Source organism: Variovorax sp. 10N432 (assembly GCF_056394465.1).
This window is the reverse complement of sequence record NZ_JBFTHX010000001.1, coordinates 325,148-349,854: the sequence shown is the minus strand read 5'-3', so window position 1 is coordinate 349,854 and position 24,707 is coordinate 325,148. Positions and strand designations below refer to the sequence as shown.

The window sequence follows — 24,707 nt, the reverse complement described above, 5'->3', positions numbered from 1 at the left end:
GGAGCCCGTGCCCATGCAAGTCTTCTGGTTCCTCCCCACCCACGGCGACAGCCGCTACCTCGGCACCGCCGAAGGCGCGCGCCCGGTCGACCTGGCCTATCTGCAGCAGATTGCCGGCGCGGCCGATTCGCTCGGCTACGAAGGCGTGCTGATTCCCACCGGGCGCTCTTGCGAGGACCCGTGGGTCATCGCCTCCAGCCTGATCGGCGCGACCCGGCGGCTCAAGTTCCTGGTCGCGGTGCGGCCCGGGCTGCACCAGCCCAGCCTGGCCGCGCGCATGGCGGCCACCTTCGACCGGCTCTCGGGCGGGCGGCTGCTGGTGAACCTCGTGACCGGCGGCGACCAGGCCGAGCTCGAAGGCGATGGCGTGTTCCTTGGGCATGCCGAGCGCTACGAACAGTCGGCCGAGTTCATCCGCATCTGGCGCGAGATCATCGCCAGGAGCCACGACAGCCAGAGCTTCGACTACGACGGCAAGCACCTGAGCGTGAAAGGCGCGAAGCTGCTGTTCCCGCCGGTCCAGAAGCCGTACCCGCCGGTGTGGTTCGGCGGCTCGTCGGCGCCGGCGCACGAGCTCGCGGCCGACCAGGTCGATGCCTACCTCACGTGGGGCGAGCCGCCCGCCGAGGTCGCGAAGAAGATCGCCGACGTCCGCCAACGCGCACAGGGCAAGGGCAGGGCGGTCAAATTCGGCATCCGCCTGCACGTCATCGTGCGCGAGACCGAGGACGAAGCCTGGCGCGCCGCCGAATCGCTGATCAGCCGGGTCGACGACGAGACCGTGATCCGGGCCCAGGCCGCCTTCGCGCGGATGGACTCCGAAGGCCAGCGCCGCATGGCGGCGTTGCATGCCGGCGGTGCGAAACGCAGCCGCGCCGATCTCGAGATCAGTCCCAACCTCTGGGCCGGCGTCGGCCTGGTGCGCGGCGGCGCGGGCACCGCGCTGGTCGGCGATCCGAAGACCGTGGCGGCCCGCATCGAGGAGTACGCGGCGCTGGGTATCGACAACTTCATCCTCTCGGGCTATCCGCATCTGGAGGAGTCCTACCGCTTTGCGGAGCTGGTGTTCCCGCTGCTGCCGCGCAAGCGGCGGCCGGGCCTGCCGGGGCAGGTGCTGAGTGGGCCTTTCGGCGAGGTCGTCGCCAATCTCGATGCGCCGTCGCGCCTCGCCGCGCAGAGCTGAGGAGATCGAATGAACCAACAAGTACAGGCCCTGCCGGTGGCCGCGCCGTCGCTCCACGGCGCCGGGACCTTTGCGGCCGGCGTGCTGCGCCGCCTGGTGCCGTGGCTGGTACCGGTCGGGCTGATCGTCGCCTGGCAGATCGCCTCGTCGCTGGGCTGGCTGTCGACCCGCGTGCTGCCGGCGCCGATCGACGTGCTCAAGGCCGCATGGCGGCTGACCGCGTCGGGCGAGCTCTGGACCCACGTGAAGGTCAGCGCCGCGCGGGCGCTGGCCGGCCTCGCGATCGGCGGCGGCCTCGGGCTCGCGCTGGGCCTGCTCACGGGCTCGGTGCGCTTCTTCGAGACGCTGCTCGACTCGACCATCCAGATGGTGCGCAACATCCCGGCGCTGGCCCTGATCCCGCTGGTGATCCTGTGGTTCGGCATCGACGAATCGGCCAAGCTGTTCCTGATCGCGGTGTCGGTGTTCTTCCCGATCTACCTCAACACTTTCCACGGCATCCGCAATGTCGATCCGCAGCTGATCGAGATGGGCCGCACCTACGGCCTCACCCGCTGGCAGCTCTACAAGGAAGTGATCCTGCCGGGCGCGATGTCCTCGATCCTGGTCGGCCTGCGCTTCTCGCTGGGCCTGATGTGGGTGATCCTGATCGTGGCCGAGACGATCTCGGCGCAGTCGGGCATCGGCTATCTCACGATGAATGCGCGCGAGTTCCTGCAGACCGACATCGTGCTGGTGGGGATCCTGCTGTATGCGCTGCTCGGCAAGCTGGCCGACCTGTTCGCGCGCGGACTTGAACGCTGGTGGCTGCGCTGGCACCCGGCTTATGGAGTGACGAAATGAGTGCAGTGCTTCAACAGACCCCAGAGGACGCCGGCGGCGTGCGCCTCGACATCCGTTCCCTGCGCAAGCGCTACGGCGAGCGCGAGGTGCTGCGCAACACGCAGCTGCATATCGAGCCCGGCCAGTTCATCGCCATCGTGGGCCGCAGCGGCTGCGGCAAGAGCACCTTGCTGCGCCTGGTGGCCGGCCTGGAGGAGGCCACCGAAGGCACGCTGCAGGTCGACGGCAAGGCCATCGACGGCCTGCACGACGACACGCGGATCATGTTCCAGGAAGCGCGCCTGCTGCCCTGGCGTCGCGTCATCGACAACGTCACCCTCGGGCTGCCGCCCGAGAGCCGGCCGCGCGGCGACGAGGTGCTGGCGCAGGTCGGCCTGGCCGAGCGGCGCGGCGAATGGCCGGCGCGGCTGTCGGGCGGSCAGCGKCAGCGCGTCGYGCTGGCCCGCGCGCTGGTGCACCGGCCGCGGCTGCTGCTGCTCGACGAGCCGCTGGGGGCGCTCGACGCGCTGACCCGCATCGAGATGCACCGGCTCATCGAAGGGCTGTGGCTGCGCCATCGCTTCACGGCGCTGCTGGTCACGCACGACGTGCAGGAGGCGGTGGCGCTGGCCGACCGCGTGATCCTGATCGAGGACGGCCGCATCGCGCTCGACGAGAACATCACGCTCGCCAGGCCACGCTCGCAGGGCGATGCGGCGTTCGCGGCGATCGAGAAACGCATCCTCGACCGCGTACTGCAGAAGCCCGCCGACAACGAAGCCGAACCCGCCAACGACACCCGTTGGGCCGACGGACCCGCGCACGTGCTGCGCTGGGCCGTCTGACCCCCCGTTTTTTCACCCACCCATCCAAAGGAGTTTTTTCATGTCCATCCAGGCCATCAATGTGCGCAACCAGTTCAAGGGCAAGGTCCGCGAGATCATCCGCGGCGATGTCGTCTCCGAAGTCGACGTCGAGACCGCGTGGGGCATCGTGACCTCGGTGATCACCACGCGCTCGGTCGACGAACTGCAGCTCAAGCCCGGCTCCGACGTCGTCGCGCTGGTGAAGTCGACCGAGGTGTCGATCGCCAAGCTCTGAGCCTCGTGCAGGTGGAGAGTCCCGATTCGGGCTCTTCTCGGGCTTACCCTGTATAGACATGTATATCTATTAATCGAGAATCGGCGCAGCCGTGTTTCTGCCACCTTGAATCGAAAGGAAGCCTATGCCCACTGTCTGATCCGCACCGTGAGTCAACCAAGGGAGAAACAAAAAATGAGAGTTGCACAAGACAAAGAGTTGAAGCAGGGGCTGAATCGCCGCCACATCCTGTTCATCGCGTTGGGTTCGGCCATCGGCACCGGGCTTTTCTACGGCTCCGCCAAGGCGATCCAATTGGCGGGGCCTTCGGTCATCCTCGCCTACCTGCTGGCCGGGGCCGCGGTCTTCATCGTGATGCGGGCGCTGGGGGAGATGGTGCTCCACCAGCCGCTGCCCGGTTCCTTCGCCGGCTATGCCAGCCACTACATGAGCCCGCTCGCGGGCTTCCTGACCGGCTGGACCTACATCATCGAGATGGTGCTGGTCTGCATCGCCGACGTGATCGCGTTCTCGATCTACATGGGGCTCTGGTTTCCGGACGTTCCACCGTGGCTGTGGTCGCTCGGCATCACGCTGATCATTGCCGGCCTGAACCTCTGTGCCGTGAAGATGTTCGGCGAGATGGAATTCTGGCTGTCGCTGATCAAGGTGGTCGCGATCTGCTCGATGATCGCCGGCGGGGCCTGGATCATCTTCTTCGGCTTCACCTCGACGGCTTCCGACGGCACTGCGGTCCGCAACGCGGCCACCGGCATCTCGAACCTCTGGTCGCATGGCGGCTGGTTCCCGAATGGCTTGCTGGGTTTCGTCTCGGCCTTCGCGGTGGTGATGTTCGCCTTCGGCGGCATCGAGATCATCGGCCTGACAGCCGCCGAGGCGCAGCAGCCCGAGAAGAACATCCCGCGCGCGATCAACAGCGTGCCGTCGCGCATCCTGATCTTCTACGTGGGCACGATGTTCGTCCTGATGTCGATCTACCCATGGAACGAGATCACCGGTGCAAGCAGCCCGCTGGTCCAGATCTTCGGCAGCATCGGCGTCTCGTCGGCGGCCCATGTCCTGAACGTGGTGGTGATCACCGCCGCGGTGTCGGCGATCAACAGCGACCTGTTCGGTGCCGCCCGGATGATGTATGGCCTGGCCAAGCACAAGCATGCGCCCGACGCGCTCGGCGTCGTCTCACGGACCGGGGTGCCCGTGGTCCCGGTGATCGTGATGCTCGCGGCCATGCTGGCCGGCGTGCTGCTGCACAAGCTCTATCCGGAAGGACTGTTCTTCATCGTCGCCGCGATGGCGACTTTCGCCACGGTCTGGGTCTGGCTGATGATCCTGTTGTCGCACTGGTGCATGCGCAGGAAGATGCTGAAGGAGGAAGTGAGGGGGCTCAAGTTCCCGGTGCCCTGGTGGCCCGTCGCGCCGGCGACCGCCATCGGCTTCCTGGTCCTCACGATCGTCCTGCTCGGCGTCAACGAGGCCTCGCGGCCAGCGCTCTACGGCGGGGTCCTGTGGGTCGCCGGGATGTCGTTCGTCTATTGGAAGTTCGTCAGGGAGAAAGAGATTCCGCTCACAACCCTGGCCGAAGTCGATGGGCCGCCCGGCGTCAGAAGGCATTTCTGAAGCCAAGAAACCCGCCCGCCGTGGGGTCTTGCGCGATGGTGCATCGTCGGGACCCCACGACTGGAGGAGTTCGCATGTCTTTGTTCGATGTCGGCGCGATCGTCAGTGCGCTGCATGATGCGCGCGACGAATGGCGCGATTCGCAGCGGCGCTCGCGCGAGCCCGGCAGCCGCGAGTTCCCGTCACGCGAGGCGCTGGCGGAAATCGTCGAGTCGCTCAAGGGCGCGCTGTTCCCGATGCGCCTCGGCCCGCCCGACCTGCGCCATGAGAGCGAGGATTTCTATGTCGGCTACACGCTCGACTCGGCACTCAACGCACTGCTGAACCAGGCCCGGCTCGAACTGCGCTACACGGCGCGCCACGAGCCGCGCGCGGCCGAGGACATCGACGCCCAGGCCGGCGCCGCGGTGCGCGAGTTCGCCGCCGCGCTGCCGGGCATCCGCCGCCTGCTCGACGGCGACGTGCTGGCGGCCTTCCAGGGCGACCCGGCGGCACGCAGCGTCGACGAGGTGCTGCTGTGCTATCCGGGCATCCTGGCCATGATCCACCACCGGATCGCGCACCAGCTCTACCGCCTCGGCCTGCCGCTGCTGGCACGCATCGCGGCCGAGCTGGCGCACGGCCAGACCGGCATCGACATCCACCCGGGCGCGCAGATCGACGCCGGTTTCTTCATCGACCACGGCACGGGCGTGGTGATCGGCGAGACCGCGGTGATCGGCAAGCGCGTGCGCATCTACCAGGCCGTCACGCTGGGCGCCAAGCGCTTTCCGACCGATGCCGAGGGCAACCTGCAAAAGGGCCTGCCGCGCCATCCGGTGGTCGAGGACGACGTCGTGATCTATGCCGGCGCGACCATCCTGGGCCGCGTGACGCTGGGCAAGGGCGCGACCATCGGCGGCAACGTCTGGATCACCGACGACGTGCCGCCAGGCGCCGGCGTGACGCAGGCCAGCCTGCAGAATGCGCCGCAGCGGCGGCCGGTCTGAGGCGTTTTTCTTGCAGCCGGCGTATCGTGCGGCCTGCAGGATTCGTCTTTGTCTTCTTCAACCCGTACTCAAGGAGTCTTCATGAGCCAGAAAAAGATCGCTGTCGTCATCGGCAGCCTGCGCAAGGATTCGCTGAACCGCAAGCTGGCGCTCGCGATCGCGCATCTCGCGCCGGAGGATTTCACCTTCGAGCATGTGCGCATCGACGACCTGCCGCTGTACAACCAGGACGACGACGGCAAGCAGGCGCCATCGGTGTTGCGCCTGAAGACCGAGATCGCGGCCGCGGACGGCCTGCTGTTCGTGACGCCCGAATACAACCGCTCGATTCCGGGCGTGCTCAAGAATGCGCTCGACAACGCGTCCCGGCCCTACGGCCAGAGCGCCTGGGCCGGCAAGCCGGCCGGCGTGGTGGGGGTGTCGGTGGGCACGGTCGGCACCGCCGCGGCGCAGCAGCACCTGCGGCCCATCCTGGCCTACCTCGACGTCCCGACGATGGGCCAGCCCGAGGTCTTCATCCAGAACAAGGAAGGCCTGTTCGACGACAAGGGCCATGTCGCCGAAGGCAGCAAGCAGTTCCTGCAGAGCTGGGTCGACAAGTACGTGGCCTGGATCAAGACCCACACCGGAAAGTAAGGCGCCACAACGCCAAAGGGACGGCCCGCTCGATGCGGGTCGTCCCTTTGGTTGGACCGGACGCGCGATGCGTCCGGTGCGGGATCAGGCAGCCAGCGTGGCCTGGTCCTGGTTGGCGGCCTTGCCGGTCGCGACGGCGATGTCGGCGCGGGCGGCTTGCAGCGCGGCGGCCTTGGCCGCGTCGCCCATCCCGATGCCTTCGGCGCGCACGAAACGCACGTCGGTGATGCCGAAGAAGCCGAAGATCACCTTCAGGTAGCTCTCCTGGTGCTCCATCGCCTGGCCGCCTTCGCTGGTGGAGTACATGCCGCCGCGGGTCGAGGCCACGATCACGGTCTTGCCGGTCGCCAGGCCGACCGGGCCGTTGTCGGTGTACTTGAAGGTGCGGCCGGTCTGCGCCAGGCGGTCGATCCAGGCCTTGAGCTGGGTCGGCACCGTGAAGTTGTAGAGCGGGGCGCCGATGACGATCACGTCGGCCGCCAGGAACTGCGTCACCAGCCGTTCGGAGACTTCGTTCTCGCGGCGCTGGGCGTCGGTCGGCTCGGCCTGGACACCGACCTTGATGCCGAGCGCATCGGCGCTGAAATGGTTGGGGGTGTCGACCGCGAGGTCGAGGTAGTCGACCGTGGTGTGCGGGTGCGCCTTGCGCCAGTCGGCGACGATTTCGGCGGTGAGCTGGCGGGAGACGGAGTTGGTTCCGAGAACGCTGGAATCGACGTGCAGGAGTTTCATGATCATTGCTTTCTTTGAAAGCGCCGGCACTGGAATCGGTCGGCGTGGGATGAATTCTATTTTTGCGGCGATTGATTGATAAGTCTGCAAAAATGGCTTAGTTCGTCCCACAAATAGGACAATGAGCCGATGCAAGACCTGAACGACATGGTGTTTTTTGCCGAGGTCGCCGAACGCGGGGGCTTCGCGGCCGCCAGCCGGGCACTCGGCGTGCCGAAGTCCCGCCTGTCGCGGCGGGTGGCCGACCTCGAGGCCCAGCTCGGCGTCCAGCTGATGCAGCGCAGCACCCGGCGCCTGTCGCTGACGCCGGCCGGCGAGATCTACCTCAAGCACTGCGCGGCGATGCGCGATGCCGCGCAAGCGGCGGCCGAGGCGGTGGCCCAGATCCAGACCGAGCCGAGCGGCACGGTGCGGCTGAGCTGTCCGGTGACGCTGGCGCACAGCAGCGTCGGGCCGCTGCTGCCGGAATTCATGCAGCGCTATCCGCAGGTCCGGGTCGAGATGCGGGTGCTGAACCGGCCGGTGGATCCGGTCGAGGAGGGCGTCGACCTGGCCCTGCGGGTGCGTCCGGCGATCGAGGACAGCGCCACCCTGGTGGCGAAGAATTTCGGCGTCAGCCGCGGCCTCCTGGTCGCCAGCCCCGACCTGATGCGCCGCCAGGGTCCGGTGGCGCTGCCGGCCGATCTCTCCAGGCTCGACAGCGTCGCCATGTCGACCGGCGAGGGCCGGGCCAGCTGGCGGCTCGAAGGCCCGAGCGGCAAGGTGATCGTGCACACCCACGCGCCGCGCTATGTGGCCGACGACCTCCTGACGCTCAAGTTCGCCGTGATGCAGGGGGTTGGCGCCTCGGTCATGCCCGACTACATGTGCCACCGCGAGATCAGCGCCGGCCGGCTGGTCGAGGTGCTGCCGGGTTGGGGGCCGGCGCCTGGGATCTGCCACGTCGTGTTCCCGGCACGCCGTGCGCTGGTGCCGGCGGTGCGCCGCCTGATCGATTTCCTGGCCGAAAACCTCGACGGGGCGGAGCCGCACCATCTGGCGGAATGAGGCGCTTATGTCCAAAAAGCCATATTCAAACAAGTAGATATTCGTTTGTCGTTGAAGCGATGGTTCGGACAATGGCGCTCCCACCCGGAACAACGAGAACCACCATGCCCACCCTGCGCCTCGGCGACACCGCCGCCGTCTTCACCCGTGTCCGCGCCTGACGCGGCCGACGAGCAAGCAGGCGGCGCGTGAGCAAACCGACGATCGTCATGGTGCCGGGCTGGCGCGATTCCGGCCCCGGCCATTGGCAGAGCCTGTGGGCCGAGCGCATGCAGGGCGCGGTGCGGGTGGTGCAGGACGACTGGGTCACGCCGAGCCGCGCCGCCTGGGTGGCCACGCTCGAGAAACTGGTGCTCGACAGCCCGGGCCCGGTGATCGTCGCCGCCCACAGCCTCGGCTGCATCGCGACCACCCACCTGTCGGAGGCGGCCGCGGCGCGCATCCAGGGCGCGCTGCTGGTCGCGCCGGCCGACCCCGAGCGCCGCGCCGTGTTGAGCGATTTCGCCCCCGTGCCCTTTGCCCCGCTGCCTTACCGCAGCATCCTGGTGGCGAGCAGCAATGACCCTTTCTGCCCGGTGCGGCTGGCCGGCGCCTATGCCCGGGCATGGGGCAGCGAATTCGTTCGGATGCAGAATGCCGGCCACATCAACATCGAATCCGGACACGGCGACTGGCCCCTGGGCCTGGCGCTGCTCCAATCGCTGACCGACGAGCCGACCACGCTGATGGCCGGCCGCAAGAATCCAGAACCCTTGGCAACCCTATGACTTCCAGAATCAAGACCCTCATCGGCACGCTGGTGCTCGCCGCCAGCGGCGCCGCATCGGCCCAGACCCTGCTCAACGCCTCGTACGACGTGGCGCGCGAGTTCTACAAGGACTACAACGCCGCCTTCGTCGCCAACTACAAGAAGACCACCGGCAAAGAGGTCAAGATCGACCAGTCGCATGGCGGCTCGAGCGCCCAGGCGCGGGCCGTGGCCGACGGCCTCGACGCCGACGTGGTGACCATGAACACCTCGACCGACATCGACTTCCTGGCCAATGCCGGCGTGGTCGCCAAGGACTGGCCCAAGCGCTTCCCGTACAACGCCTCGCCGACCACTTCGACGATGCTGTTCCTGACCCGCAACGGCAACCCGAAGGGCATCAAGGACTGGGACGACCTGATCAAGCCCGGCGTCCAGGTCGTGGTCGTGAACCCGAAGACCGGCGGCAACGGGCGCTACGCCTACCTGGCGGCCTGGGGCTACGTGAAAAAGAAGGGCGGCACCGACGCCCAGGCGGCCGAGTTCGTCGGCAAGCTGTTCAAGAACGTGCCGATCCTGGCGCGCGGCGGACGCGATGCCACCACCGCCTTCCTGCAGCGCAACATCGGCGACGTGCTGATCACCTTCGAATCCGAAGTGGTGTCGATCGACCGCGAGTTCGGCTCGGGCAAGGTCGACGCGGTGTATCCGTCGATCAGCATCCTGGCCGAGAACCCGGTCGCGATCGTCGAGCGCACGGTCAACAAGAAGGGCACCGGCGAACTGGCCAAGGCCTACCTCGACTACCTCTATTCGGATGAAGCGCAGGAGATCGCCGCCAAGCATGCGCTGCGCCCGCGTTCCGAGGCCGTGCTCAAGAAGAACGCCGCGACCTTCAAGCCGCTGCAGCTGTTCACGGTGCAGGAACTGTTCGGCAGCCTGTCCGAAGCGCAGAAGGTGCACTTCAACGACGGTGGGCAGTTCGACAAGCTGTACACGCCTGGCGCCAAGTAATGAGCTCGGCGCAGAACCGCTTCAAGCGAGCGAACGCCCCCTCGGGGGGCAGCGATGACGCGCCAGTGCTGAGCGTGGGGGCACGATGAGCGGTGCTGCTACATCGGCGCTGTCGTCTGCGGCAGCGCCGCTTGCGTCTGGCGGCGGCCACGGCGTTTCGCGCCGCGTGCTGCCCGGCTTCCACCTCACGCTCGGCTATGCGGTGCTCTACCTGAGCCTGATCGTGCTGATCCCGCTGTCGGCGCTGGTCTTCAAGACCTTCACCATGAGCTGGGAGCATTTCTGGGTGGCGGTGACCGCGCCGCGCGTGATGGCTTCGTACCGGCTGACCTTCGGCGCCTCGCTGATCGCGGCACTGGTCAACCTGGTGTTCGGGCTGCTGGTGGCCTGGGTGCTGGTGCGCTACAAGTTCCCGGGCAAGCGCATCGTCGACGCGCTGGTCGACCTGCCATTCGCGCTGCCCACCGCGGTGGCCGGCATCTCGCTGACCGCACTGCTGGCCGGCAATGGCTGGGTCGGCCAGTTCCTCGAACCGCTCGGCATCAAGCTGGCCTTCACGCCGGCCGGCGTCGTGATCGCGCTGATCTTCATCGGCCTGCCGTTCGTGGTGCGCACGGTGCAGCCGGTGCTCGAAGACACCGAGAAAGAACTCGAAGAGGCCGCCACCAGCCTCGGCGCGACCCGGCTGCAGACCTTCACCAAGGTGATCCTGCCGTCGATCATGCCGGCGCTCCTGACCGGCTTCGCGATGGCCTTCGCGCGTGCGATCGGCGAATACGGCTCGGTGATCTTCATCGCCGGCAACATGCCGATGATCTCGGAGATCACGCCGCTGATCATCATCGGCAAGCTCGAGCAGTACGACTACGCGGGCGCCACCGCGGTGGCGCTGGTGATGCTGGTGATCTCGTTCCTGCTGCTGCTGGTCATCAACGGCCTGCAGGGCTGGAAGCGGCGCCGGTCGGAGGCTTGAGCCATGAGCGCACCTTCGAAAACCATCCGCCGCGTGCAGGCCGGCACCACCGAGTCGGCCTGGGTTCGCCGCACCTTGATCGGCATCGCGCTGGCCTTCATGTTCCTGTTCCTGGTGCTGCCGCTGGCAGCGGTCGCGGCCGAGGCGCTGCGCAAGGGCGTCGGCGCCTACCTCGAGGCGCTCAAGGAGCCCGATGCCTGGGCGGCGATCCGCCTGACCCTGCTGACGGCCGCCATCGCGGTGCCGCTGAACCTGGTCTTCGGCGTCGCCGCGGCCTGGGCCATCGCCAAGTTCGAGTTCCGCGGCAAAGCGGTCCTGACGACGCTGGTCGACCTGCCGTTCGCGGTGTCGCCGGTGGTGGCGGGCCTGATCTACGTGCTGGTGTTCGGCGCCCAGGGCTGGTTCGGCCCCTGGCTGCAGGCACACGACATCAAGATCATCTTCGCCGTGCCCGGCATCGTGCTGGCGACCGTGTTCGTGACCTTTCCGTTCATCGCCCGCGAGTTGATCCCGCTGATGCAGGCTCAGGGCACCGACGAGGAGCAGGCGGCGATCGTGCTCGGCGCGACCGGCTGGCAGACCTTCTGGCGCGTCACCTTGCCCAACATCAAGTGGGGCCTGCTGTACGGGGTGATCCTGTGCAACGCCCGGGCGATGGGCGAGTTCGGCGCGGTGTCGGTGGTCTCGGGCCACATCCGCGGCCAGACCAACACCATGCCGCTGCACGTCGAAGTGCTCTACAACGAATACCAGTCGGTGGCCGCCTTCGCGGTGGCCTCGCTGCTGGCCATCCTGGCGCTGGTCACGCTGGTGATCAAGTCGGTCATCGAATGGCGCCACGAGCGCGAGATGAAGGCGATCGCCGAGCTGCCGCCGGAACGTCCGACGCCGGCCGCCTGAAAGAGAGAAATCATGAGTATCGAAATCAGAAACGTCAGCAAGCAATTCGGCGACTTCCACGCCCTGCGCGATGTCAGCCTGGACGTGGCCTCGGGCGAACTGGTCGCGCTGCTGGGGCCTTCGGGCTGCGGCAAGACCACCTTGCTTCGCATCATCGCGGGCCTGGAAACCGCCGGCACCGGCAGCATCCTGTTCGCGGGCGAGGACACCACCGATGTCCATGTGCGCGAGCGCCAGGTCGGCTTCGTGTTCCAGCACTACGCGCTGTTCCGCCACATGACGGTGTTCGAGAACGTCGCCTTCGGCCTGCGGGTCAAGCCGCGCGGCCTGCGCCCGAGCGAGGCGCAGATCAAGACCAAGGTGCACGACCTGCTCAAGCTGGTGCAACTCGACTGGCTGGCCGACCGCTATCCGGCCCAGTTGTCGGGCGGCCAGCGCCAGCGCATCGCCCTGGCGCGCGCGCTGGCGGTCGAGCCCAAGGTGCTGCTGCTCGACGAGCCCTTCGGCGCGCTCGACGCCAAGGTGCGCAAGGAACTGCGCCGCTGGCTGCGCCGGCTGCACGACGAACTGCACGTGACCAGCATCTTCGTCACCCACGACCAGGAAGAAGCGCTCGAAGTGGCCGACCGCGTGGTCCTGATGAACAGCGGCCGCATCGAGCAGGTCGGCTCGCCGCAGGAGGTCTGGGACCACCCGGCGAGCCCCTTCGTCTACGGCTTCCTGGGCGACGTCAACCTGTTCCATGGCCGTTCGCTCGAGGGCGAGGTTCAGGTCGAAGGCATCCGGCTCGACACCCGCGACCAGCAGGGCTTGCGCGACGGCAAGGCGCTGGCCTATGTGCGGCCGCACGACCTCGACGTGGCGCGCTACGCGCCGGGCGCCAGCGGCATCGTCGCGACCCTGACCCGCGCCATCGTGGTCGGACCGATCGCGCGGCTGGAACTGGAACCGGTCGAATCGAATCCAGATAATCCGGGCTCCGGAACCATCATCGAGGCGCAACTCCCTGCGCAACAGTTCCGGGACCTTGGTCTTGGCGAGGGCGACAAGGTGGTCGCCACGCCGCGCAAGGCCAGGGTGTTCGTAGAGGATTGGGTTTCACCTTGAAGTTTTTCGACTGGTATTTCGGCGCGCCGAGGCGCGCCCTGGCGCTGATCTGCGTGGCCTGCATCGCGATGCTGGCCTTCGGCATGTACCTGCAGCATGTGGTGGGCCTCGAGCCGTGCCCGATGTGCGTCGTGCAGCGCTATGCGCTGGTGCTGGTGGCCGTGTTCACCGGGCTCGGCGCGGCCAGCGGCAGCAAGGCCTTGCGCATCGCCACCATCCTGACGGCCCTGGTCGTGGCCGTGGGCGGCGCCTACACGGCGGCGAGCCAGAGCTGGCTGCAGTGGTATCCGCCGGAGGTGGTCTCGTGCGGGCGCGACATCTACGGAATGATCGAGACCTTTCCGCTGCAGCGCGCGCTGCCGATGATCTTCCGCGGCGCCGGCGACTGCTCGCAGATCGACTGGACCTTCCTTGGCCTGTCGATCGCCAACTGGTCGTTCATCGCCTTCACGGGGTTCGGGCTGGCGCTGCTGGTGCTGCTGGCGCGGTCGTTCCGCCGGCCGCCTATCCGGCCGGCGCTCAAGACCGTCCGCTGAGGCCTACAGGGGCAGGGTGTCGAAGGCCGCGTAGGCCGTCGCCAGCCAGGTCTTCACGCGCTGGCGCTCGAGCAGCCCCAGCGCGTGCGGGCCCTCGCGGTCGTTGACCGCCTTCCAGAAGCTCGTGTTGCGCGCATCGATCTTGCGCATGCTGGCGTCGTGCAGCCGGGGCAGGGCGATCACGCGCGCGCCGTGCGCCGTGGCCTTGCTGAGCGACTGCGATCCGAGCAGCAGGCCGAAGTCGTTGCCGCGCCCGTAGTTCTGCACCACGATGTAGTTCGGCCGGTCGCCGAAGGTGTCGATCAGGGTGCCGAGCAGGTCGCTGGAATCCTTGCCATCGTCCAGCACGTGCCAGAAATTCACCGCCACCCCGAGTTCGGCGAAGACGTCGAACAGGTCCGACTCCTTGATCCAGCGCGACAGCGGCGCCAGCGTCTGGGCCGCGAGGTCGACGATCACGCTCTGCTGCGGATTGGTTTCGAAGCCGTTGACTACCGTGTCGAGGCCCTCGAAGCTGTCCACCACCACCTGCGACGCGAAGCCCTCGTAGAAACGGGTGAAAGAGCTGTGCGAACGGTCCGTGTCGAAGCCCACGAAAGGCCGGCTGTGGTCGATGAAATACTGCGCCAGCACCCGCGCCGTGACCGACTTGCCGACACCGCCTTTTTCGCCGCCGATGAAATTGATGGAGCTCATGAGGTTCCTGCGAGAGTGGGAAGAAACTGCGATCGATTCTAGGTGCGGGGCTGGATTGGACCTGGTGCTGTCCGACCATCGGCACCCCGCTTGCGCAACGCCCGCAAGGATCGCGCCATGGCTGTCCGGGGCGCGTGCCGAGGGCACCGGGTGGCCCCCTCCGCTCATGTCCCCCGGCCTGCGGCCTCCTCCTTTACTTCGCTGCGGGGGCCACCCGGCGCCCTCGGCACGGGTAGCAGGAGGTTGTTCCCGCCGATCAACGACCGCCGTGACGGCTCACGCCGATGGTGTGCTCTGCGCAGCGAAATAAAGGAGGAGCCCGAAGGGCGGGGGACATTCGCGGAGCAGAGCACACCGTCGGCGTGAGCCCGCCCCCCCGGCCAGAAACCTCACTTCGGCACCATCGAAAGAAACGGCCCCAGGCTCCCCAGGAACCAGTTCTGGCTGAAGTCGAGCGCCGCGCGCCGGTACTTCTCGTCGGCCTGCGCCGCCAGCAGGTCGAGCCGAGCCACCACCTTGGACAGTTCGCGGTCGACCAGCAGGTTGCGCCCGCGCTCGCTGATCTCGGTGGCCAGCAGCAGCGGCTGCCCGTCGGGGCCGGTCTTCGAACCGATCAGCCACAGCGAGATCTCGAAGTTGCGCGCCGCCCGGTAGCTGTTCTCGGCACTGACGCCGTCGAGCATGTTCTGCTCCCAGGTGTCGCCGTTGGCCTGCTTGAGCAGCGCCGCCCAGCCGACCACCAGCGCGGCGACGCGGTCGCCCTCGAAGGGCTTGGGCGCGGTCTCGAAGGCCAGGCGGACGGCATCGATGCCATAGGCGCCATGCAACTGCGGCAGCGGCGCGTTCTGCGAGATCGATTCCCAGGTGCGCTGGATCGCCTCGTCGGCGCTGCCGCACCACTTGCGCCATTCGCGTGGATTGCGTCGATAGAGCGAGATCTGCACGCGCCGCACCGACTGCAGGTTGTCGCGCAAGGCCAGGTTGGCGATGCGGTTCGCGCCGCTCTGGAGCCATTCGTTGCTGGCATAGGGTTCGGCGCGCTGGGTGGAGCCGCAGGCCGCGAGCGCCAGGGCCGCCGCGCCGCTGCCGATGAGCCACGCACGGCGAGCAAGACACGGGGAAAGAGGGGAAACGCGCATGGTCCGCACGTTATCATCCTCGCCTCAGGTGGCGGCCTGGCCTGGACGTGCCAGCCGCCGGAATCTGCTTACAAATCAACACCTTGGCACCCAACCTTGGCAAAACAACTGGCTTAGGGCCGACCTGACGTGCGTCTCAATTCCATCAAGCTCTCGGGCTTCAAGTCCTTCGCCGAACCCACCAATTTCCTGCTTCCCGGCCAGCTGGTCGGGGTGGTCGGTCCCAACGGCTGCGGCAAGTCGAACATCATGGATGCCGTGCGCTGGGTGCTCGGCGAATCGCGTGCCTCCGAACTGCGCGGCGAGTCGATGCAGGACGTGATCTTCAACGGCACGACCACCCGCAAGCAGGCCAGCCGCTCCAGCGTCGAACTGGTGTTCGACAACGCCGACCACCGCGCGGGCGGCCAGTGGGCGCAGTTCGCCGAGATCGCGGTCAAGCGGGTGCTGACCCGCGACGGCAACTCCAGCTACTACATCAACAACCAGCCGGTGCGCCGGCGCGACGTGCAGGACGTGTTCCTCGGCACCGGCCTGGGGCCGCGCGCCTACGCGATCATCGGCCAGGGCACGATCAGCCGGATCATCGAATCCAAGCCCGAGGAACTGCGCCTGTTCCTCGAAGAGGCCGCCGGCGTCTCGAAGTACAAGGAGCGCCGCCGCGAGACCGAGAACCGGCTCGGCGACACGCGCGAGAACCTCACGCGGGTCGAGGACATCCTGCGCGAACTCAACAGCAACCTCGAGCGGCTCGAGAAGCAGGCCGAGGTGGCGGCGCGCTACAACCAGCTTACCGGCGACGCGACGCGCAAGCAGCACCAGCTGTGGTTCCTGAAGCGCACCGAGAGCGAGGCCGACCAGGCCAAGGTCAAGGCCGACGCCGAGCGCGCGATCAACGACCTCGAATCGCGCACCGCAGACTTGCGCCACATCGAGGCCGAGCTCGAGACCGTGCGCCAGGCCCACTACGCGGCCGGCGACCAGGTCAACCAGGCCCAGGGCAAGCTCTACGAGGCCAGCGCCGAGGTCGGCCGGCTCGAAGGCGAGATCCGCTTCGTGGTCGAGGGGCGCCAGCGGGTCGAGCAGCGGCTGGTGCAGCTGCGCGAACAGATGGGGCAATGGGACACCCGGCGCGACGACGCCGAGGCCGAGATCGAGACCCTGGCCGGCCAGGGCGTGAACGCCGAGGAGCAGGCCGAACTGCTGGCCGCCCAGCTCGAGGAGCACGACGCCCGCATGCCCGAGCTCGAGGACGCCCAGCAGCGGGCCCAGAACGAGGCCAACGCCCAGCGCGCGACGGTGGTGCAGGTGCAGCAGCAGATCCAGGTGCTGGCCGCCGACCAGCGCAACATCGAGGACCAGAGCCGCCAGCTCAACCTGCGCGCCGAGCGGCTGCGCACCGACCAGAACGCGCTCGCGGCGCCCGACGAGGGGCGCTTGCGCGAGCAGCAGGAGCAACTGGCGATGGCCCAGGAGGCGGCCGCCGAATCCGATGCGCGCCTGCAGGAACTGCAGGAAGCCGTGCCGCAGCTCGACGACGACCGGCGCACGCGCCAGCAGGCCGTCAATGCCGAAGGGGCGCGCCACGCCGACCTGTCGGCGCGGCTGGAGGCGCTCAAGGCCTTGCAGGAGAAGGTCAAGACCGACGGCAAGCTCGCGCCCTGGCTCGCCAAGCATGGGCTCGAAAGCCTGCAGGGCCTCTGGAGCCGCATCCACATCGAGCTCGGCTGGGAAGACGCGCTCGAATCGGCCTTGCGCGAGCGCATGGGCGCGCTCGAAGTCAGCCGCCTCGACATGGTCCGCGCCTTCGCCGCCGATGCGCCGCCGGCCAAGCTGGCCTTCTATTCGCCGCCGCTGGCGGGCCTGCCGCCGGGCGCGTCGTCGCTGCCGCGGCTGTCCGACCTGCTGCGCCTGGCCGACGCCGGCCAGCAGGCGCTGCTGGCCGAGTGGCTGCACGGCTGCTTCACGGCCACCAGCCTCGAAGAGGCGCTGGCGCAGCGCGACAAGCTGCAGCCCGGCGAGGTGATCTACATCAAGAGCGGCCATGCGGTCACGGCCCACAGCGTCAGCTTCTACGCCCAGGATTCGGAACAGGCCGGCCTGCTGGCGCGCCAGCAGGAAATGGAGAACCTGGAACGCCAGCTGCGGGCCCAGACCCTGATCGCCGACGAGTCGCGCACCGCGCTGGCCCGTGCCGAGGCGGCCTACGGCGATGCCGCCCAGCGCCTGGTCGCGGCGCGTCGTGAAGCGGCCGAGACCCAGTCGCAGGCGCACGCGCTGCAGGTCGAGACGCTGCGCCTGTCGCAGTTGGCCGAGCAGACCCGCGCCCGCAGCGAACAGCTGTCGAACGACTTGGGCGAGGTGACGGCGCAGCTCGAGGAGCTGCAGGAAAAGCGCATCGCCGCCGAGTCGCGCTTCGAAGAGCTCGACATGCAGCTCGCCGACAGCCAGGAACGCCATGCGCAGCTCGATGAGAAGGTCATCGAGGCCGGCCGTGCGCTCACGGCCAGCCGCGAACAGCATCGCAGCCTGGAGCGCCAGGCCCAGGAAGCCACCTTCGCGCAGCGCACCCTCGAGGCGCGCCGTGGCGAGCTGAGCCGCGCGATCGAGACCGCCAGCCAGCAGATCGTCGCCCTGACCGACGAAGAAGAACGCGCGCGCGCCGAGCTCGGCCGCCTGTCCGACGCCGCCGCGCAGGCCGGACTGCAGGACGCGCTGTCGCTCAAGCTCGAACGCGRGACCGCGCTCGGTGCCTCGCGCAGCCAGTACGACGACCTGACGATCAAGCTGCGCGCCAGCGACGAGCGCCGGCTGCAGCTCGAGCGCGAGCTCGACCCGCTGCGCCAGCGCATCACCGATTTCCAGCTCAAGGAGCAGGCCGCGCGGCTGGGCTTCGAGCAATACCAGCAGCTGCTGGCCGACGCCGAGGCCGACCTCGAGGCGGTCGCGCTGTCGATCGAGACCGACAAGGTCCGGCTCACCGGGCTGCAGAGCGAGATCGACCGGCTGCATCGCGAAGTGGCAGCGCTCGGCGCGGTCAACCTGGCCGCTCTCGACGAACTGGCGGTGGCCAGCGAGCGCAAGACCTTCCTCGATGCCCAGTCGGCCGACTTGAACGAGGCCATCGGCACGCTCGAGGACGCGATCCGCAAGATCGACGCCGAGACCCGCGACCTGCTGGGGGGCACCTTCAAGATCGTCAACGAGCACTTCAGCCGGATGTTCCCGGAGCTCTTCGGCGGCGGCAATGCCCGGCTCATGATGACCGGCGACGAGATCCTCGACTCCGGCGTGCAGGTCATGGCCCAGCCGCCGGGCAAGAAGAACCAGACCATCCATCTGCTGTCGGGCGGCGAGAAGGCGCTGACCGCGATCGCGCTGGTGTTCGCGATCTTCCAGCTGAACCCGGCGCCGTTCTGCCTGCTGGACGAAGTGGACGCGCCGCTGGACGACGCCAACACCGAACGCTATGCCAAACTCGTCACAGCCATGAGCCGCGAAACCCAGTTCCTCTTCATCAGCCACAACAAGATTGCCATGGAGATGGCCGAGCAGCTGATCGGCGTGACCATGCAGGAGCAGGGCGTCTCGCGCATCGTGGCGGTCGACATGGAGTCGGCCGTGTCCATGGTCGAGGCCGCTTGAGCACCGGCGGCCCATGAGCAATCTCACCGTCGCCCTCGCCATCCTCGGCGGACTGGTTCTCGCCACCGTGGTCGGCTACAACACATGGATGTCGCGCCGCAATGCGCCGAAGCAGCCCGACGCGCCCGCCAGCAGCGAACCGGCCGTGCCGGAGGCCGCCCCCAAGGGGGAGTTCGAGCCCGTGCTGCATGTCGATCCGCACCAGGTCCCCGGCAACGAGCGGCACGAGCCGCTGTTCGATCCGGACCTGCCGGCGCCGAGCGCACTGGCGGCACCGTCGGCCGAGCGCCGCGGCGGCCTCGATCCGCTGATCGACATCATCGCCCCGGTGTCGCTCGACGGCCTGGCCTCCGGCGACGCCGCGATCGCGGCCATGCCGGCGACCCGGCGCGCCGGCAGCAAGCCGGTGGCGGTCGAGGGGCTCAATGAATTCACCGGCGAGTGGGAGCCGGCGGTGGCCGGGCAGCGCTATGGCGCCTTCCAGGTCGGCGTGCAGATGGCCAACCGCACCGGTGCGCTCAACGAGATCGAATACTCCGAGTTCGTGGTCAAGGCCCAGGCCTTCGCCGATGCCCTCAACGGCGCGCCCGAGTTTCCCGAGATGCTCGACGAGGTGGCGCGGGCCCGCGAGCTCGACCAGTTCGCGAGTTCGCACGATGCCCAGCTGAGCTTCGTGCTGCGTGCCCGCCATGCGGCCTGGAGCCCCGGCTACGTGCAGCAGAACGCTTCCCGCCTCGGCTTCGTGGCCGGCATCATCCCGGGGCGCATGGTGCTGCCGGCGGGCGAGCAGGGGCTGCCGCCGATCCTCGGGCTGTCCTTCGATACCCAGGCCGCGCTGGCCGACGATCCGGCGCAGTCGGCGATCCGCGAGTTGACCCTGAGCCTCGACGTGCCGCAGGTCGACCGCGCGGAGCGCCCCTTCGAGCGCATGCGCGAGTCGGCCGCCGCGCTGGCGCGCGAGATGGACGGTGTGGTCACCGATAGCGACGGCCAGCCGCTGCGCGACGAGACCATGGATGCCATCGGCGTCGACCTCGAGCAGCTCTACGACACGCTCGACACGCGCGACCTGTCGGCCGGCTCGCCGCTGGCGCGGCGTTTGTTCAGCTAGTCCGGAGATCCCCATGCCCACGCGCGAAGACGCAGCTCGCGAGGCCGCTGCGCTCAGCGAGCAGCTGCACCGCCACGCCCATCTCTACTACGTGCTCGACGCGCCCGAACTGCCGGACGCCGAGTACGACCGGCTGTTCCAGCGGCTGCAGGCCCTGGAGGCCGAATTTCCCGAACTGCGCACCCCCGATTCGCCGACCCAGCGGGTCGGCGGCAAGCCGCTCGACGGCTTCGCCAAGGTGCGCCACAAGGTGCCGATGCTGTCGATCCGCACCGAGACCGACATCACGCCCGCCGGTGCCAGTGCCTTCGACGCCCGGGTCCGCAAGGAGCTCGGACTGGCCGAGGATGGGCCTCAGGTCGAATACGTCTGCGAACTCAAGTTCGACGGCCTGGCACTGAACCTGCGCTACGAGGACGGCGTGCTGGTGCAGGCGGCGACCCGCGGCGACGGCGAGATCGGCGAGGAAGTGACCCAGAACATCCGCACGGTGCAGCAGATCCCGCTGCGCCTGCAGGGCGACCCAACGGCCATTCCGCCGGTGGTCGAGGTGCGCGGCGAGGTCTACATGCGGCGCGACGATTTCGACGCGCTCAACGAGCGCCAGCGCGAGAAAATCGCGGGCGGCCAGAAGAACGAGAAGGTCTTCGTCAATCCGCGCAACGCGGCGGCGGGCGCGGTGCGCCAGCTCGATCCGTCGATCGCGGCCCAGCGGCCGCTGAGCTTCTTCGCCTACGGCCTGGGCGAGGTGACGCCGCCCGAGCAGGGCGGGCCGGACTTGCCGACCCAGTTCGACTGGCTGCAGCAGTTCAGTGCCTGGGGCTTCCCGGTGGCGACGCAGACCGCGCGCGCCCGTGGTGCCATCGAGCTGATCGCCTTCCACGAGACCATCGGCCGCCAGCGCGACTCGCTGCCCTACGACATCGACGGCGTGGTCTACAAGGTCGACAGCCTCGCGCTGCAGCGGCAGCTCGGCTTCGTCTCGCGCGAGCCGCGCTGGGCGGTCGCCCACAAGTACCCGGCCCAGGAGCAGCTCACCGAGGTGCTGGCGATCGAGATCCAGGTCGGGCGCACCGGCAAGCTCACGCCGGTGGCCAAGCTGGCGCCGGTGTTCGTCGGCGGCGTGACCGTGACCAACGCCACCCTGCACAACGAGGACGAGACCCGGCGCAAGGACGTGCGCGTGGGCGACACCGTGATCGTCCGGCGCGCCGGCGACGTGATCCCCGAGGTGGTCGGCGTGCTGCCCGAGAGCGCGGCTCGGCCCGACGCCGAGCGCGGCCCGGTCTTCACGATGCCGCACCAGTGCCCGGTCTGTGGATCGGACGCCGTTCGCGAGGAGGGCGAGGTCGACTACCGCTGCACCGGCGGGCTGTTCTGCGCAGCGCAGCGCAAGGAAGCGATCCTGCATTTCGCGGCCCGGCGCGCGCTCGACATCGAAGGCCTGGGCGACAAGCTGGTCGAGCAGCTGGTCGATGCCGAGCTGATCCGAACGCTGCCCGACCTCTACAAGCTGGGCTTCACGACGCTGGCCGGCCTGGACCGCATGGCCGACAAGTCGGCCAACAACATCGTCGCAGCGCTGGAGGCGTCGAAGAAGACCACGCTGCCGCGCTTCCTGTTCGGGCTCGGCATTCGGCACGTGGGCGAAAGCACGGCCAAGGACCTGGCGAAGCATTTCGGCAAGCTCGACGCCATCATGGACGCGAGCGAGGAGCAGCTGCTCGAAGTCAACGACGTCGGTCCGGTGGTCGCGACCAGCCTGCGCACCTTTTTCGACCAGCCGCACAACCGCGAGGTGGTCGAGCAGCTGCGTGCCTGCGGCGTCCACTGGGAAGAGAGCGAGCCCGCCGCCCGCGCGCCCAGGCCGCTGGCAGGAAAGACCTTCGTCATTACCGGTACGCTTCCTACGCTGGGTCGCGACGAGGCGAAGGACAAACTCGAAGAGGCCGGCGCCAAGGTGGCCGGCTCGGTGAGCAAGAAGACCGATTACGTGGTGGCCGGCGCCGAGGCCGGCAGCAAGCTGGACAAGGCGCGCGACCTCGGCGTGACCGTGATCGACGAAGCGCAGATGCTGGAGATCCTCGCCCAAGGACTATCCTGAGATTGTTTCGTTTTCCCGGTCAACAGGCGGGCGCGCCGGCCGTTGAATCGAAGATGACCCAGGAGGTCCGGATGAAGCGATTTCGTTCTGTGTCGGCCGCCATCGCCGTGGGGGGCGCCGCATTGCTCGGCGGCTGCGTGGCGCCCGGTCCGTACTATGCGGGCGCGGCCTATCCCTACTACGCCGACCCGGTCGTGGTGGCGCCATCGGTCTACATCGGCGCCACCGGCTACTACGGCTGGGGCGGCTACTACGGCGGCTACCGCTATCCCGGCTACTACGGCTACTACGGACGGGCCGGCTACTACGGGCATCCGGGCTACTACGGTCGGCCCGGGTACTACGGCAGGTACTACGGACGACGCTAGGCCACCGCGATAATCGCGCATGGCCATCCGCGAAATCCTCAAGATGGGCGACCCCCGGCTGCTGCGCATCGCGCAGCCGGTCGCCGCCTTCGACACCGACGAGTTGCACCTGCTGGTGCGCGACATGTTCGAGACCATGTATTCGGTCAATGGCGCCGGGCTCGCGGCGCCGCAGATCGGGGTCGACCAGCAGCTCGTGATCTTTGGCACCGACACGGTGAATCCGCGCTACCCGGATGCGCCGATCGTCCCGCGCACGGTGCTGCTGAACCCGGTCGTCACGCCGATCGGGGACGAGGAGGAAGAGGGCTGGGAGGGCTGCCTGTCGGTGCCGGGCCTGCGCGGCGTGGTGCCGCGCTTCGCCAACATCCGCTACACCGGCTTCGATCCGTACGGGGACCCGATCGATCGCACGGTGAGCGGGTTCCATGCCCGGGTCGTCCAGCACGAGGTCGACCACCTGCTGGGCAAGCTGTATCCGATGCGGGTGCGCGACTTCTCGCGCTTCGGCTTCACGGAGGTGCTGTTTCCGGGGCTCGATGCGGGCGAGGATGACTGAAGGTTGAACAATGCGTTGAGGGCCGCTGGGCCGATTTCGAGCGCAACACCCATCGTTCTGCGCATCGTGGTGTGCGGCGTGTTGTTCGATGCATTGATCCCCCTTTCGCCCTTCATCGTCGAATCCTTCGGCATCGGCTTCGGGGACTTTCAGCGAATCCTGTCCATGGGATTCTTGATTTTTTCCGGCACCCAGTTTCTTGCTCCGCGATTTGCCAATGCGGGGGAGCCCGAGCAACTGCTTCTTGTCTCCACGCTGGGGGTCGCCGCGCTGTGCGGCATGTTGGCGCTTCCGTCCAATTTCTGGGGCTTTTCCCTCATCCTGTTGCTGATGTTCTCCGCCAATGCGGTGGGATCCGTATCGGCGCGTACATCGCTGCGCGGCTTGCTTGATAGTCAGCGCTTCGAGAAAGCGCTTTCGTCTTCCTACTCGCTCATGAGCGCCGGCGCCGTTCTGACGCCGATTCTTGTCGTCGCCGTCGCCACGCGATTGCATTGGAAATGGCTGGTGCTCTTGCCTTCGATGGTGCTGTGCGGGCTTTGTTTCTTTCTGCCGCGATCAACACGGGGTCGGCGCGAACGAACGGAGGCGCCTGATGCATCAAGCCGAAAGGTCGGTGCATTCACCAGAATCGTGAGGAAAAAAGAGTTCCATATTCCATTGTTGATGGGGATGGCTGCGCAAAGCCTCTTCGCTGCGGTGCTGATCAGCAAACCGTCGATATTGGTGGGGCAGTTCAAGATGGCGCCGTCGACGCTCGGCGCTGCGTTGGCGTTCACGGCCGCCGTCGAGGTCCTGGCCTTCCATCTTTCAGGAAAGGCCGCCGGAAGATTTGGCTGGCAGCGCAGAATCTGCGCCGCATGGGGTTTCCTGGCCCTGGGAATCCTGGCGCTGCTGGCCTCCGCCTACGCAGACAGCGTGGCGCTGTTTCTGGCTTTTGCGGTGATGGTCGTCGTCTTCTTCTGCATCGTGCTTCCGATTTCCGCCACCTTGGCGCTCGACGTCGCACCCGACGAGAGATTCCATGCCGCGGCCTTGTACGGTGGAATCCAGAGCCTGGGAGGCGCTTCGATCGTGTTCCTGTTGTCCGCGTTGCCGGGCTCGCCGGTCGCCGCACTGATCATTCTTGCCGTGCTGGTATGGGTGGGCATGCCGGGCCTGCAGTTCGCGCTGCATCGGCCAACCCGCCAAGCGCACGGCGGGTAGCCGCGACTCCGAGCTAGTTCAGTCGTCCGCTGGTGCCGCCCAGGCTGAAACGCCCGGCGCCCAGGAAGGCCACCGCCAGCGCGGCGAACAGAAACATGCCCTGCAGTTCGAGCGCCCAGCCGCCCGACTTGCCGATGACCGTCAGGTCCTTGAGGTGGACGAGCCAGATGGCGACCAGCATGTTGATGACCGTGATCCAGGCCGCCGGACGGGTGTAGACACCGATGATCAGCAACACCGGTGCCAACAACTCGCCCACGTAGACCAGGTAGGCGAGGGCGCCTGGCAAGCCATGCGACGTCAGCATGCCCTCGACGAAACCAACGCCGTTACTGAGCTTCGAGATGCCGTGAAGCAGGATCAGGATACCCAGGGCCAGACGCAGGACGAGCTTGCCGGTGTCATCGGAACGGATCATGTGAAAAACCTTTCGTTGCTAAAAACAGGGGCGATTGTGGTCGATCTCGCACCGCG

General features: G+C 67.7%; 24 protein-coding genes. 20 read left to right on the top strand and 4 right to left on the bottom strand.

The genetic code is table 11. From position 1 onward, the window contains the following. Positions 1–13: 13 nt before the first annotated feature. The 7 genes from ssuD (at position 14) to AC1DF3_RS01665 (ending at position 6,348) form a co-directional block, all read left to right on the top strand. Complete coding sequence (ssuD, locus tag AC1DF3_RS01695) at positions 14–1,183, top strand: FMNH2-dependent alkanesulfonate monooxygenase (RefSeq protein ID WP_478138662.1); 1,170 nt, start codon at positions 14–16, stop codon at positions 1,181–1,183. A 9-nt stretch (positions 1,184–1,192) separates the two neighbouring features. Beyond that, complete coding sequence (ssuC, locus tag AC1DF3_RS01690; RefSeq protein ID WP_478138661.1) at positions 1,193–2,026, top strand: aliphatic sulfonate ABC transporter permease SsuC; 834 nt, start codon at positions 1,193–1,195, stop codon at positions 2,024–2,026. After that, a complete protein-coding gene (locus tag AC1DF3_RS01685; protein ID WP_478138660.1) occupies positions 2,023–2,850 on the top strand; it encodes an ATP-binding cassette domain-containing protein in 828 nt (275 codons plus the stop codon). The genes ssuC and AC1DF3_RS01685 overlap by 4 nt, the downstream gene beginning before the upstream one ends. 40 nt (positions 2,851–2,890) lie before the next feature. Next, the gene (locus AC1DF3_RS01680) at positions 2,891–3,106 is read left to right on the top strand and encodes a TOBE domain-containing protein (RefSeq protein WP_028250350.1); all 216 of its coding nucleotides are present in this window, start codon (positions 2,891–2,893) and stop codon (positions 3,104–3,106) included. Positions 3,107–3,280: 174 nt separating this feature from the next. Beyond that, the gene (locus AC1DF3_RS01675) at positions 3,281–4,723 is read left to right on the top strand and encodes an amino acid permease (protein ID WP_478138659.1); all 1,443 of its coding nucleotides are present in this window, start codon (positions 3,281–3,283) and stop codon (positions 4,721–4,723) included. A 74-nt stretch (positions 4,724–4,797) separates the two neighbouring features. After that, positions 4,798–5,712, top strand: a complete 915-nt coding sequence (gene epsC, locus AC1DF3_RS01670; protein WP_478138658.1) for a serine O-acetyltransferase EpsC — start codon at positions 4,798–4,800, stop codon at positions 5,710–5,712. An 81-nt stretch (positions 5,713–5,793) separates the two neighbouring features. After that, a complete protein-coding gene (locus AC1DF3_RS01665) occupies positions 5,794–6,348 on the top strand; it encodes an NADPH-dependent FMN reductase (RefSeq protein WP_286531968.1) in 555 nt (184 codons plus the stop codon). Between the two features lie 84 nt (positions 6,349–6,432). On the opposite strand, the gene AC1DF3_RS01660 is transcribed toward AC1DF3_RS01665, so the two are convergent. Next, positions 6,433–7,080, bottom strand: coding sequence for an FMN-dependent NADH-azoreductase (locus tag AC1DF3_RS01660; RefSeq protein ID WP_478138657.1), 648 nt, complete (start codon positions 7,078–7,080; stop codon positions 6,433–6,435). A 129-nt stretch (positions 7,081–7,209) separates the two neighbouring features. Between AC1DF3_RS01660 and AC1DF3_RS01655 the strand changes: the two genes are divergently transcribed. The 7 genes from AC1DF3_RS01655 (at position 7,210) to AC1DF3_RS01625 (ending at position 13,405) form a co-directional block, all read left to right on the top strand. Then, a complete protein-coding gene (locus tag AC1DF3_RS01655) occupies positions 7,210–8,127 on the top strand; it encodes a LysR family transcriptional regulator (RefSeq protein WP_286531966.1) in 918 nt (305 codons plus the stop codon). A gap of 209 nt (positions 8,128–8,336) precedes the next feature. After that, a complete protein-coding gene (locus AC1DF3_RS01650) occupies positions 8,337–8,894 on the top strand; it encodes an RBBP9/YdeN family alpha/beta hydrolase (RefSeq protein ID WP_478138714.1) in 558 nt (185 codons plus the stop codon). Continuing rightward, complete coding sequence (locus AC1DF3_RS01645; protein WP_286531964.1) at positions 8,891–9,889, top strand: sulfate ABC transporter substrate-binding protein; 999 nt, start codon at positions 8,891–8,893, stop codon at positions 9,887–9,889. The genes AC1DF3_RS01650 and AC1DF3_RS01645 overlap by 4 nt, the downstream gene beginning before the upstream one ends. A gap of 85 nt (positions 9,890–9,974) precedes the next feature. Beyond that, the gene (gene cysT / locus AC1DF3_RS01640; RefSeq protein WP_286531963.1) at positions 9,975–10,862 is read left to right on the top strand and encodes a sulfate ABC transporter permease subunit CysT; all 888 of its coding nucleotides are present in this window, start codon (positions 9,975–9,977) and stop codon (positions 10,860–10,862) included. 3 nt (positions 10,863–10,865) lie between these two features. Further along, positions 10,866–11,762, top strand: coding sequence for a sulfate ABC transporter permease subunit CysW (gene cysW / locus AC1DF3_RS01635; RefSeq protein WP_286527693.1), 897 nt, complete (start codon positions 10,866–10,868; stop codon positions 11,760–11,762). A 12-nt stretch (positions 11,763–11,774) separates the two neighbouring features. Beyond that, a complete protein-coding gene (locus AC1DF3_RS01630; protein WP_286531962.1) occupies positions 11,775–12,869 on the top strand; it encodes a sulfate/molybdate ABC transporter ATP-binding protein in 1,095 nt (364 codons plus the stop codon). Continuing rightward, positions 12,866–13,405: a disulfide bond formation protein B gene (locus tag AC1DF3_RS01625; protein ID WP_301812773.1), complete on the top strand. Its 540-nt coding sequence runs from the start codon at positions 12,866–12,868 to the stop codon at positions 13,403–13,405. The genes AC1DF3_RS01630 and AC1DF3_RS01625 overlap by 4 nt, the downstream gene beginning before the upstream one ends. A gap of 3 nt (positions 13,406–13,408) precedes the next feature. On the opposite strand, the gene AC1DF3_RS01620 is transcribed toward AC1DF3_RS01625, so the two are convergent. Both AC1DF3_RS01620 and AC1DF3_RS01615 read right to left on the bottom strand, forming a co-directional pair. Further along, positions 13,409–14,101, bottom strand: a complete 693-nt coding sequence (locus AC1DF3_RS01620) for a P-loop NTPase family protein (protein ID WP_286527688.1) — start codon at positions 14,099–14,101, stop codon at positions 13,409–13,411. 389 nt (positions 14,102–14,490) lie between these two features. Then, positions 14,491–15,240: a hypothetical protein gene (locus AC1DF3_RS01615; protein WP_301812774.1), complete on the bottom strand. Its 750-nt coding sequence runs from the start codon at positions 15,238–15,240 to the stop codon at positions 14,491–14,493. A gap of 129 nt (positions 15,241–15,369) precedes the next feature. On the opposite strand from AC1DF3_RS01615, the gene smc reads away from it, so the two are divergent. The 6 genes from smc (at position 15,370) to AC1DF3_RS01585 (ending at position 24,233) form a co-directional block, all read left to right on the top strand. After that, complete coding sequence (gene smc, locus AC1DF3_RS01610) at positions 15,370–18,885, top strand: chromosome segregation protein SMC (RefSeq protein WP_478138656.1); 3,516 nt, start codon at positions 15,370–15,372, stop codon at positions 18,883–18,885. Between the two features lie 13 nt (positions 18,886–18,898). Then, on the top strand, positions 18,899–19,996 hold the full coding sequence (locus AC1DF3_RS01605) for a cell division protein ZipA C-terminal FtsZ-binding domain-containing protein (RefSeq protein ID WP_478138655.1): 1,098 nt from the start codon (positions 18,899–18,901) through the stop codon (positions 19,994–19,996). 13 nt (positions 19,997–20,009) lie between these two features. After that, a complete protein-coding gene (gene ligA / locus AC1DF3_RS01600) occupies positions 20,010–22,100 on the top strand; it encodes an NAD-dependent DNA ligase LigA (RefSeq protein WP_286531958.1) in 2,091 nt (696 codons plus the stop codon). Between the two features lie 71 nt (positions 22,101–22,171). Next, entirely contained in the window at positions 22,172–22,468 is a 297-nt protein-coding gene (locus AC1DF3_RS01595; RefSeq protein ID WP_478138654.1) for a hypothetical protein, read from the top strand. A 19-nt stretch (positions 22,469–22,487) separates the two neighbouring features. After that, positions 22,488–23,027 (top strand): peptide deformylase, encoded by a 540-nt coding sequence (gene def, locus AC1DF3_RS01590; protein WP_286527675.1) that lies wholly within the window; start codon positions 22,488–22,490, stop codon positions 23,025–23,027. Positions 23,028–23,030: 3 nt separating this feature from the next. Then, on the top strand, positions 23,031–24,233 hold the full coding sequence (locus AC1DF3_RS01585) for an MFS transporter (RefSeq protein WP_478138653.1): 1,203 nt from the start codon (positions 23,031–23,033) through the stop codon (positions 24,231–24,233). A 13-nt stretch (positions 24,234–24,246) separates the two neighbouring features. Here AC1DF3_RS01585 and AC1DF3_RS01580 read toward each other — a convergent pair whose 3' ends face one another. After that, positions 24,247–24,651 (bottom strand): DoxX family protein, encoded by a 405-nt coding sequence (locus AC1DF3_RS01580; RefSeq protein WP_286531954.1) that lies wholly within the window; start codon positions 24,649–24,651, stop codon positions 24,247–24,249. Positions 24,652–24,707: the final 56 nt, after the last annotated feature.

Bases quoted from the DNA above. Each gene is read 5' to 3' on its own strand.
- AC1DF3_RS01650 (WP_478138714.1), top strand. From the start codon at position 8,337: ATGGTGCCGGGCTGGCGCGATTCCGGCCCCGGCCATTGGCAGAGCCTG.
- AC1DF3_RS01615 (WP_301812774.1), bottom strand. From the start codon at position 15,240: ATGCGCGTTTCCCCTCTTTCCCCGTGTCTTGCTCGCCGTGCGTGGCTC.
- ligA (WP_286531958.1), top strand. From the start codon at position 20,010: ATGCCCACGCGCGAAGACGCAGCTCGCGAGGCCGCTGCGCTCAGCGAG.
- AC1DF3_RS01645 (WP_286531964.1), top strand. From the start codon at position 8,891: ATGACTTCCAGAATCAAGACCCTCATCGGCACGCTGGTGCTCGCCGCC.
- def (WP_286527675.1), top strand. From the start codon at position 22,488: ATGGCCATCCGCGAAATCCTCAAGATGGGCGACCCCCGGCTGCTGCGC.
- cysT (WP_286531963.1), top strand. From the start codon at position 9,975: ATGAGCGGTGCTGCTACATCGGCGCTGTCGTCTGCGGCAGCGCCGCTT.
- AC1DF3_RS01665 (WP_286531968.1), top strand. From the start codon at position 5,794: ATGAGCCAGAAAAAGATCGCTGTCGTCATCGGCAGCCTGCGCAAGGAT.
- ssuD (WP_478138662.1), top strand. From the start codon at position 14: ATGCAAGTCTTCTGGTTCCTCCCCACCCACGGCGACAGCCGCTACCTC.
- ssuC (WP_478138661.1), top strand. From the start codon at position 1,193: ATGAACCAACAAGTACAGGCCCTGCCGGTGGCCGCGCCGTCGCTCCAC.
- AC1DF3_RS01675 (WP_478138659.1), top strand. From the start codon at position 3,281: ATGAGAGTTGCACAAGACAAAGAGTTGAAGCAGGGGCTGAATCGCCGC.
- AC1DF3_RS01605 (WP_478138655.1), top strand. From the start codon at position 18,899: ATGAGCAATCTCACCGTCGCCCTCGCCATCCTCGGCGGACTGGTTCTC.
- AC1DF3_RS01630 (WP_286531962.1), top strand. From the start codon at position 11,775: ATGAGTATCGAAATCAGAAACGTCAGCAAGCAATTCGGCGACTTCCAC.
- AC1DF3_RS01660 (WP_478138657.1), bottom strand. From the start codon at position 7,080: ATGAAACTCCTGCACGTCGATTCCAGCGTTCTCGGAACCAACTCCGTC.
- AC1DF3_RS01620 (WP_286527688.1), bottom strand. From the start codon at position 14,101: ATGAGCTCCATCAATTTCATCGGCGGCGAAAAAGGCGGTGTCGGCAAG.
- AC1DF3_RS01680 (WP_028250350.1), top strand. From the start codon at position 2,891: ATGTCCATCCAGGCCATCAATGTGCGCAACCAGTTCAAGGGCAAGGTC.
- cysW (WP_286527693.1), top strand. From the start codon at position 10,866: ATGAGCGCACCTTCGAAAACCATCCGCCGCGTGCAGGCCGGCACCACC.
- AC1DF3_RS01655 (WP_286531966.1), top strand. From the start codon at position 7,210: ATGCAAGACCTGAACGACATGGTGTTTTTTGCCGAGGTCGCCGAACGC.
- epsC (WP_478138658.1), top strand. From the start codon at position 4,798: ATGTCTTTGTTCGATGTCGGCGCGATCGTCAGTGCGCTGCATGATGCG.
- AC1DF3_RS01580 (WP_286531954.1), bottom strand. From the start codon at position 24,651: ATGATCCGTTCCGATGACACCGGCAAGCTCGTCCTGCGTCTGGCCCTG.
- AC1DF3_RS01595 (WP_478138654.1), top strand. From the start codon at position 22,172: ATGAAGCGATTTCGTTCTGTGTCGGCCGCCATCGCCGTGGGGGGCGCC.